This window comes from Gammaproteobacteria bacterium (assembly GCA_032250735.1).
Taxonomy (GTDB): Bacteria; Pseudomonadota; Gammaproteobacteria; order SZUA-152; family SZUA-152; genus SZUA-152.
In genome coordinates, this window is the sequence record JAVVEP010000056.1 from 1 (window position 1) to 9014 (window position 9014).

Here is a 9014-nt window from a genome sequence, read left to right on the forward strand (position 1 = left end):
GGAAAAATGTTTAATCCAGGATTGCATGGGGGTTGATGGGGATAACAGTATCTACACACTGAGCCCGTAGGGCGCAATAACCGAAGGGCATTGCGCCGTATATCAGCCGCCAGAGAAAAGCACCCGCGTAGCGCGCCTTTATAAAAGCCTGCACAAATCCCTGGCCAATGCGTGGCGCAAGGTCAACTCTAAAAGATTGCTCTGCGAGACATTGGTCATCGTCAATCAAAACGACTTTGCTTTGGGATGTACTTCATGCGGCGCAATGCCCTTCGGATATTGCGCCCTACACACTGAGCCCGTAGGGCGCAATAACCGAAGGGCATTGCGCCGTATGTCCGCCGTCAGGGAAAAGCACCCGCGTAGCACGCCTTTATAAAAGCCTGCACAAATCCCTGGCCAAGGCGTGGCGCAAGGTTAACTCTAAAAGATTGCTCTGCGAGGCATTGGCCATCGTCAATCAAAATGATTCTGCTTTGGGAGGTGCTTCATGCGGCGCAATGCCCTTCGGATATTGCGCCCTACACATTTAGCACTATATTTCAGGGGCAGTGCCTATCCATAGTTAGCCCGCAGCGCCTTGCTGTCGGGCCGGGTCTGCTGCGCGGACCGACTGCTCGGTGGGCAGCCAGATCGTAAAGGTTGACCCTTCTCCCTCAACGCTGCGCAGGCTGATGTCGCCGCCCATCAGGCGGCAGATGCGGCGGCAGATGGCGAGCCCCAGCCCTGTACCCCCATACTTCATCTCTGCGCCGGTGGTGGACTGCTGGAAGGGCTGAAACAGGCTGTCGATCTCATCTTCCGGTATGCCGATGCCGGTGTCGACCACATCGATGGTTATCCAGGTTTTTTGTTCGTGATCGGTCAGCTGCGTGTTGACGGTGATGGTGCCGTTTTGGGTGAACTTCACCGCGTTGCTGAACAGATTCATCAGCACCTGCCTCAGGCGCATGGGGTCTATCAGGGCAATGCCCAGCGGCTGGTGGTTGTTGGCGACCAGGGTGTTGTTGTTTTTCTTCAGGCTGGGCTGGAAGGATTCGATGGTTTCGTTGATGAGCCGGTCGATATCGGTTTCATGCAGCGATAACTGCATCTTGCCCGCCTCGATTTTTGAGATGTCGAGAATGTCATTGATCAGGCTGAGCAGGTGATGGCCGGATTTGGAGATATTGTTGAGGTCGGGTATCTGTTGGGTATCTGGCGTTCCTTTCAGATCCTCGATCATCAGTTCGCTGTAGCCAATGATGGCGTTGAGCGGTGTACGCAGCTCATGGCTCATGTTGGCGAGAAAGGCGCTCTTGGTTTTATTGGCGGCTTCGGCGTTTTCCTTGGCCTCGTACAACTCCTCCTGATTCATCTGTCGTTCCAGGGAAAGCCCCACCCAGCTGCCGATCAGGTGCATCAGGTCCTGGTCGGTTTCGGTAAAGGGGTAGGCGCGCGGATAGCGGCTGGAAAAATTGACGGTGCCGAATTTCTTGCCGCGCACGCTGATGTTTGCGGCGATGTACGATTCCAGTTGGGAGAATTCATAGTAGGCGCTGTCGGCGTGTGCGGATTTCCCGGTGTTGTTGATGGCGACGCCTTTTTCGGAGGCAAAGGTCACGCTGCAGAAGGTTTTGTCCAGCGGTAGACACTTGCCGGGCGTCACCCCATACGACGCCGGGGCGTGGGTGTGCAAAAAGGTGTTGGTTTGTTGCTCGGTGTCGATCCGGCAGACCTTGGCAATCTCCAGATCCAGCAGCCGGCAACCCAGCTGGAGCATTTCGGAAACCTGTTCGTCGATGTTCAGGCCGGCCTTCGATGAAACCTCGTACAGTTCCCGAATGCGGCGGCCCTGCTCCAGCAGGGCGTCTTCCGTCTTTTCAGTTCGACGCACCACAAAGAGGGTGAACCCGCCGAGCATCAGGGCGACGCTGCCAAACAGGCCGATGAGCCAGTAGGTGGTGCGATTGCGATGGGCCACCTCGGCGATCTTGGATTCCACCTGACTGCGCTGCTGATCCAGCAGATCGGATATCTCTTCCACAAAAATATCCTGGGTGGGCACCACTTCATCCAATAGCATCTTATTGGCAGCCTCAAGTTTTTCCTCGAGGATCAGGTTGAGCACCCGGTTTTGTGCGGCCCCTCCCTTGTTAAGCGTGTTACGAATCTGCTCCCATACCTGTCGCTCCCGGGGATGCATCGGCTGCGCCAGCAGTTCGCTGCGGGTCGATCTGAAGATGCTGCCCAGCTCATAAAAGCGCCGCTCTTCTTCCTCCTGGTCAAACGGGTCGGGCATGATGCTCATGCGATGCAGGGCCAGCGCACGGCGATAGGCGGCATTGCGCATGATGGCAATCTGGCGGGTCTCTAACTGGGCATCGGCGATCTCGTTGAGGATGGCCTCGTTGGTATAGACGTTAAACACCCAGATGGTGATCAACACCAGCAGGCAGGCCACGATGGTGACAAACCCGGTAGTGATGATGGTCTTTGATTGTGTTTTTGTCTGGCTTAGATCCATTTTTTTCCGACTGCTTTTTTGTGAATATTTGTTGTAAAAACGGTGTAAAACCGTTGTAAAAAACTGTTCTAAAAAACCACTGGCTGACTGTGTGGCAGTGGCCGATATCGTGGGGGCTGTCTGACCTTCGTTCCTGATGGCAATCCATCAGGTTCAGAATCGGTAGGAAGGGGCTAAATCTTTAGCTTTCAGGTGCTGTTCTGTGTGCCAGGGGGTATTGATGGACGAGAGGGCGCCCGTGAACCAGAGGGTATACACCGGATCAAGAAGGTAACCGACCGAGGGCGGCTGGGCGTAATGGTCGCCCAGCCGGTGGGGGTTTTTTATAGATTAGGCCTTGCCCTGCAACTGCAGGACGATGGCCTCGTTCTCCAGCGTGGAGATGTCCTGGGTGATCTCTTCGCCAGCGGCGATGGTGCGCAACAGGCGGCGCATGATCTTGCCGGAGCGGGTCTTGGGCAGGTTGTCGGAAAAGCGCATGTCATCGGGTTTGGCGATGGGGCCGATCTGCTTGCCCACCCAGTCACGCAATTCCTTTGTCAGGGCCTCGTCGATGCCGTCTTTGGGTCGCTCACCGCGCAATACCACAAAGGCGAAGATGCTCTCACCCTTGATCTCGTGGGGTCGGCCCACCACGGCGGCCTCGGCCACCTTGGGGTGGGCGACGAGGGCGGACTCCACCTCCATGGTGCCGAGACGATGGCCGGAGACGTTGAGCACGTCGTCGATGCGGCCCATGATCCAGAAGTAGCCGTCTTCGTCGCGCCGCGCATTGTCGCCGGCGACGTACAGCTTGCCATCGAACATCTTCCAGTAGGTGTCGTAGTAGCGTTGCTCGTCACCCCAGACGGTGCGGATCATCGACGGCCAGGGTTTGCGGATCACCAGCACGCCGCCCTGGTTGGGCGCGGTGATGCTGTTGCCCTGATTGTCGACGATGTCGGCGGCGATACCGGGCAGGGCCAGGGTGCAGGAGCCGGGCTTGGTGGCCACGGCGCCCGGTACGGGGGCGATCATGTGCGCCCCGGTTTCCGTCTGCCACCAGGTGTCGACGATGGGGCAGCGTTCATCACCAATAACCTTGTGGTACCACATCCAGGCCTCGGGGTTGATGGGTTCGCCCACCGTGCCCAGCAGGCGGATGCTGCTCAGATCATAGCGGTTGGGGAAGGCATCGCCGGCCTTCATCAGGGCGCGGATGGCGGTGGGCGCGGTATAGAAGATGCTGACCTTATGGTCCTGACAGACCTTCCAGAATCGCCCGGCATCGGGCACCGTGGGCGCGCCTTCGTACATCAGCAGGGTGGCCCCGACCGCCAGCGGCCCGAAGGCCACGTAGGTATGGCCGGTGATCCAGCCCACGTCGGCGGTGCACCAGAAGACATCGCGGTCATTGATGTCGAACACCCATTTCATGGTCACGATGGCGTTCAGCAGATAGCCGCCGGTGGAGTGCTGAACGCCCTTCGGCTTGCCGGTGGAGCCGGAGGTGTAGAGCAGGAACAGCGGGTGTTCGCTGCCGACCCATACCGGCTCGCAGGTGTCGGCCTGGGCGTCGGCCAGCTCGTGCCACCAGATGTCGCGCGTGGCGGTCATGTTCACCGCATGGCCGGTGCGCCTGAGCACAATGACCTGCTCGATAGTGGCGCAGCCGTGGCTGAGGGCCTCATCCGTCGCCGCCTTCAGTTCCACGGTCTTGCCGCCACGGTGTGCGCCATCGGCGGTGATCACCAGCCTGGCGCCGGCATTCTCGATGCGGTCCTTGAGGGACTCGGCGGAGAAGCCGCCGAACACCACGGAATGGATGGCGCCGATACGGGCGCAGGCCTGCATGGCGATCGCCGCCTCCGGTGTCATCGGCATGTACAGGATCACGCGGTCCCCCAGCCCGATCCCCAGCGACTTCAGGCCATTGGCGAAGCGACAGACATCGCGGTGCAGCTCGGCATAGCTGATGTGTCGGGTGTCGCCCGGCTCGCCCTCGAAGACGATGGCGGTCTTGTCGCCGCGCTCGGCCAGATGGCGGTCAAGGCAGTTGTAGGACAGGTTGAGCGTGCCGTCACTGAACCACTCATAGTGCGGCGCCTTGCTCTCGTCCAGCACCGTGGTGAAGGGGGTGTGCCAGTCCAATTCATCGCGGGCAAGCCCGGCCCAGAAGCCTTCGTGGTCCGCCTCGGCCCTGGCCCTCAGCTCATCCAGTTCGGCACGACTTTTGATCAATGCCTGGCGGGAAAACTCTGCGCTGGGCGCAAATAGCCGGTTTTCCTGCAGGCTGGACTGGATGTTTTCCTGGGTGGTTTTCCCTGACATGCTGACTCCCGGTTTTATTTAATGGCTGATATTTTTCCAACAACGAGTTTAGAAAATAATTTCTGGTAACGCTAAATAATATTGCCGTGAGGAATGCTACTATAAAAACCCCCTGGACCCCCTCCTTTTGGAGCTGAGCCCGCTTTAGTCAGCGAAGCTAGGTAGGGTGGGCACGTTTTTTGTGCCCACGCGGCAACATCCACAATCATTTTCGTGTTCCCATACAGCATCACCCGAATTCCCTACGCCATACGTCGTTATCATTTTCAGCAATCAGCTCACCGATGCCACGTGGGCACAAAAAACGTGCCCACCCTTGGCTGGCATGGAACCGATTCCACGGTGGTATTGATGGGTGCTATTATCAGGCGCCCTGGATCTCCTCCTTCTGGCTGGTGAGCCTGGCATTCATTGGCACCCACAGAAACAGGACATCATGTTCTCAGCGATAACAAAGACCCTAAAAAGCCGGCCCGGTTATGCCGAGATTCAGGCGGATATCTGGGCGGGCTTGACGGTGGGGGTTATCGCCTTGCCGCTGTCGATGGCACTGGCGATTGCCAGCGGGGTGGCTCCGGTGCATGGGCTTTACACGGCCATGATCGCCGGTATTGTGATTGCGCTCACCGGTGGTTCCAAGGTCAATATCTCCGGCCCAACGGCGGCGTTTGTGGTGGTGCTGTTGCCCATCGTGCATCAGTTTGGGCTGGGGGGGCTGCTGCTCAGTGGCTTTATGGCGGGCATGATTCTGATCGTGATGGGCGTCACCAGACTGGGCAAGCTCATCGAGGTCGTTCCCTATCCGGTGATCATCGGCTTCACGGCAGGTATCGGTGTGGTTATCGCCACCTTCCAGATCAAGGATTTCCTCGGGCTGACCGTGGCGTCCGTGGATGGGCACTATATCGGCAGGCTGGCGTCCACCCTGCAGGCCATGCCGTCAACGAATCTGCAGGAGCTCTTTATCGGGGCGCTGACCCTGGGGACCCTGGTGCTCTGGTCCAGACTGCATTCCCGGATCCCCGGTCACCTGATCGCCTTGTCGCTCGGCACCATCGTGGCCTGGATAGCCAGCCTGCTGTCGGCGGATTTTTCGGTCGCCACTATCGGCAGCCGTTTTCAGTATGAAATAGCGGGCGGTATCGGCAGTGGTATTCCGCCGATTGCGCCGGGTTTTGACTGGCCGTGGAACCTGCCGGGCGCCAACGGCGAACCGCTGGCCATGAGCTGGTCACTGCTGCACTCACTACTGCCGGCTGCCATCACCATCGCGGTGCTGGGTTCGCTGGAATCCCTCTTGTGTGCCGTGGTGGCGGATGGGATGTCGGGCAAGAAGCACAACCCAAACGATGAATTGATTGGCCAGGGTATCGGCAACATGATCGTCCCCCTGTTTGGGGGCATACCCGCCACGGCGGCCATTGCACGCACGGCCGCCAGCATCAAGGCGGGCGCACGTTCGCCGCTGGCGTCCGTCGTGCATGGTGTGTTTATCCTGGTGGCGATCCTGCTGATCGCCCCCGTGCTGTCCTACATCCCCATGGCGTCAATGGCGGCGCTATTGTTAATGGTGGCGTGGAACATGAGCGAGGCGAAACACTTTGTGCGCACCATCAAGGTGGCGCCGGTTAACGATGTGGTTGTGCTGCTCTTGTGTTTTTCCCTGACCGTGCTTTTCGACATGACGATCGCGGTGGGCGTGGGCATGGGGCTGGCCGCCATCCTGTTTATCCAGAAGAGTATCAGCCTGACCACCACCACCAAAATGGAACAGCTGCATGATGAATACGGCGAGGTGCCGGAGGCCATTGCGATCTACCATATCAATGGGCCGCTGTTTTTCGGCTCGGCCCAACATGCCCTGAAAACGCTCACCAATATCGCCCCGGATGTGCGCGTGGTTGTGCTGGATATGAGCGCCGTCAACATGATTGATATGAGCGCGATCGTTGCCATGGAGACCATCATCGCCAACCTCAAAAAGAATCACGTGGGACTGGTGATCAACAATCTGCAATCCCGCATGATCCTCAAGCTGCGCCGCTCCGGGCTCAGAAAAGAGTCCGGCCATATCGAATTTTCACGCTCGATTATCGAGGGACTGCGCAAGGCGAAGCACATGCTCTGATACGCATAATGCCTGTGATGGCGTTGGTGCGTGCATCGTCCTGCCAGCGGTTAATAGGGGTTGTATTGAATGATTGAAGTGTTGTTTCTGGCGGTGGCATTGAGTATGGATGCCTTTGCGGTTTCTATCGGACTGGGATCAAAACATAAAAAAAGACCGGTCTCCCTGGCCCTTATGGCTGGCGCCTATTTTGGGCTGTTCCAGGGACTGATGCCATTGATCGGCTACCTGGCCGGGAAGGGGGTGCTGGATTGGGTTGAGGCCTATGCGCCGTGGATCGCCTTTCTGCTACTGGTTCTGGTCGGCGCAAAGATGATCTATGAGTCGTTTGCCGAAGGTATCGAAGAAGATATTACCAACATCACTCACCGGGTCATGTTGGTGCTGGCCATTGCCACCAGTATTGATGCCATGGCTGCCGGTTTTGCCTTGACCCTGCTGGAAGTCGGTCCGTTTGTTGCCTGCCTGGTCATCGGTGTGACAACGTTTCTGTTTAGCTATGCCGGTGTCTTTATCGGTACCAAAAGCGGTACCTGGCTGGAGAGCAAGGCGGGGCTGTTGGGTGGTGTTGTGCTTATCCTGATCGGACTGAAAATCTTGCTCACCTGAAGCGGTGGAGATGAGCAGGACGCGGCAAGCTGCTCCTTTAGATTATTGTGGCGCATGGAAAGGGTAGCCTTTCCATGCCCCTGGTCAGTCTGCCAGCAGCGTTCTCACTATCTCATCGGCATGACCGATCGGCACCGAGAAGTGTCCCTCACCCGGCAATAGGTGTAATCGTGAACCGGCCACCTGTTGCTGTACCCACTGGCTGTGACTGAGGGGCACTACCCGGTCCTTATCGCCATGCCAGAGGTGCAACCTGTGAATGGCATCCAGGCTGAATGGCCAGGCCTGTTGTGCCGCACACAGATCGTCGACGGCGCCCTGTATGCCCTGCGCAAGGGCGCGGTGGAAACTTCGCTGCATGATCTGGTGGGTTCGCTCCTGCGCCAGCGCGGTTCTGTCGGCCGGGGAATTCATTTTTCCCAATAGCGTGATCGCGGTATGGCTGAAGTATTTCGCCGCCATGTTCACCGTCATCCCATAACTGGCTCTTAGCAACAAGGGATGATGCAGCGCCAGATAAAAGGCCCATCTTGCCCTTGGCAGCATCTGCCTGCGCAGCGCCGGGTTGACGATCGGGCCCAGCCCGGCGGCGATGCCCGTGGCGATCACGCGCTGACGCAACAGGCTGGCACAGGCCAGGGCATATGGCCCACCGCCGGAGGCGGCGAACAGATAGACGTGGTCAAATCCCAGCGCATCGGCCAGTTGGTTGATGGCCTGCGCCCATGCGCTATAGCGATTCGTGGATTGCTTGCCCGCATACGGGGCGCTCTCGCCATAGCCAAACCGTTCCGCGGCCACCAGATCGACGCCGTGGCTTAAACAGGCGTCGTGCAGTAATTCGCCTTCCAGTGCGGAACCAGGGAGCCCGTGAAAATAAAAGGCGGGTATGCCGCCCGCCTTGCCAAACCGACAATAACTAATTCCAGTTTTATCGGGCATGTCGACGATTTATTTTTGCCACAGTCGTTGCCACCAGCGGCGTCGGCCGGCAGGGGCGGGTATCGCCGCCGGCAGGTCGCAGGGCGGATCGAGACTGAGGATCCAGCCGGGCAGGGGCGGTGCGGCGCTGAAGCCGCAGGTCACGCCGAGATTGTTGGGGTCGTAGATCTTGACCATGCGTGGGGCTTCCAGCTCATCGGCATAGACGATGCCGCAATAATCCTCGTCATGTTCGCGGCGTAACAGGGTATCTATTTCACGTAGAAAGGCGTCCAGTTCCCCGGCCTCCAGCGGCGCGGCGGGAGGTGTCTCGCCAATGGCATAGGCATACCACCCGGCATCGGCCTGTTGGCGCAGCGTCGCCCACAGGCCGTCGAGCTGGGGCCAGCGCAACAGGCTGATGAAACTGCCGCGAAAGCGTTTCAGGAACGGCGTGTCTTGGATCATCGGGTTACCTGCTAGTGCTCCTTCAAGGTAATATTTGCGGGTTCAGTTGGTCTGTCAGCGTTCAGGGCAAGG

Annotated in this window: 6 protein-coding genes; 2 read left to right on the forward strand and 4 right to left on the reverse strand. The window is 58.5% G+C overall.

Annotated features, from left to right (window positions below; translation table 11 throughout):
- Positions 1 to 565: 565 nt before the first annotated feature.
- Complete coding sequence (locus RRB22_15700; protein MDT8385843.1) at positions 566 to 2506, reverse strand: ATP-binding protein; 1941 nt, start codon at positions 2504 to 2506, stop codon at positions 566 to 568.
- A 330-nt stretch (positions 2507 to 2836) separates the two neighbouring features.
- A complete protein-coding gene (gene acs, locus RRB22_15705; GenBank protein ID MDT8385844.1) occupies positions 2837 to 4816 on the reverse strand; it encodes an acetate--CoA ligase in 1980 nt (659 codons plus the stop codon).
- Between the two features lie 436 nt (positions 4817 to 5252).
- Between acs and dauA the strand changes: the two genes are divergently transcribed.
- Both dauA and RRB22_15715 read left to right on the forward strand, forming a co-directional pair.
- Positions 5253 to 6944, forward strand: a complete 1692-nt coding sequence (gene dauA / locus RRB22_15710) for a C4-dicarboxylic acid transporter DauA (GenBank protein ID MDT8385845.1) — start codon at positions 5253 to 5255, stop codon at positions 6942 to 6944.
- A 69-nt stretch (positions 6945 to 7013) separates the two neighbouring features.
- On the forward strand, positions 7014 to 7553 hold the full coding sequence (locus tag RRB22_15715; GenBank protein MDT8385846.1) for a manganese efflux pump MntP family protein: 540 nt from the start codon (positions 7014 to 7016) through the stop codon (positions 7551 to 7553).
- Positions 7554 to 7637: 84 nt separating this feature from the next.
- On the opposite strand, the gene RRB22_15720 is transcribed toward RRB22_15715, so the two are convergent.
- Together RRB22_15720 and RRB22_15725 are read right to left on the reverse strand one after the other, a co-directional pair.
- A complete protein-coding gene (locus RRB22_15720) occupies positions 7638 to 8495 on the reverse strand; it encodes an alpha/beta hydrolase (GenBank protein MDT8385847.1) in 858 nt (285 codons plus the stop codon).
- A 9-nt stretch (positions 8496 to 8504) separates the two neighbouring features.
- Positions 8505 to 8942, reverse strand: a complete 438-nt coding sequence (locus tag RRB22_15725; protein MDT8385848.1) for a hypothetical protein — start codon at positions 8940 to 8942, stop codon at positions 8505 to 8507.
- Positions 8943 to 9014 lie beyond the last annotated feature (72 nt).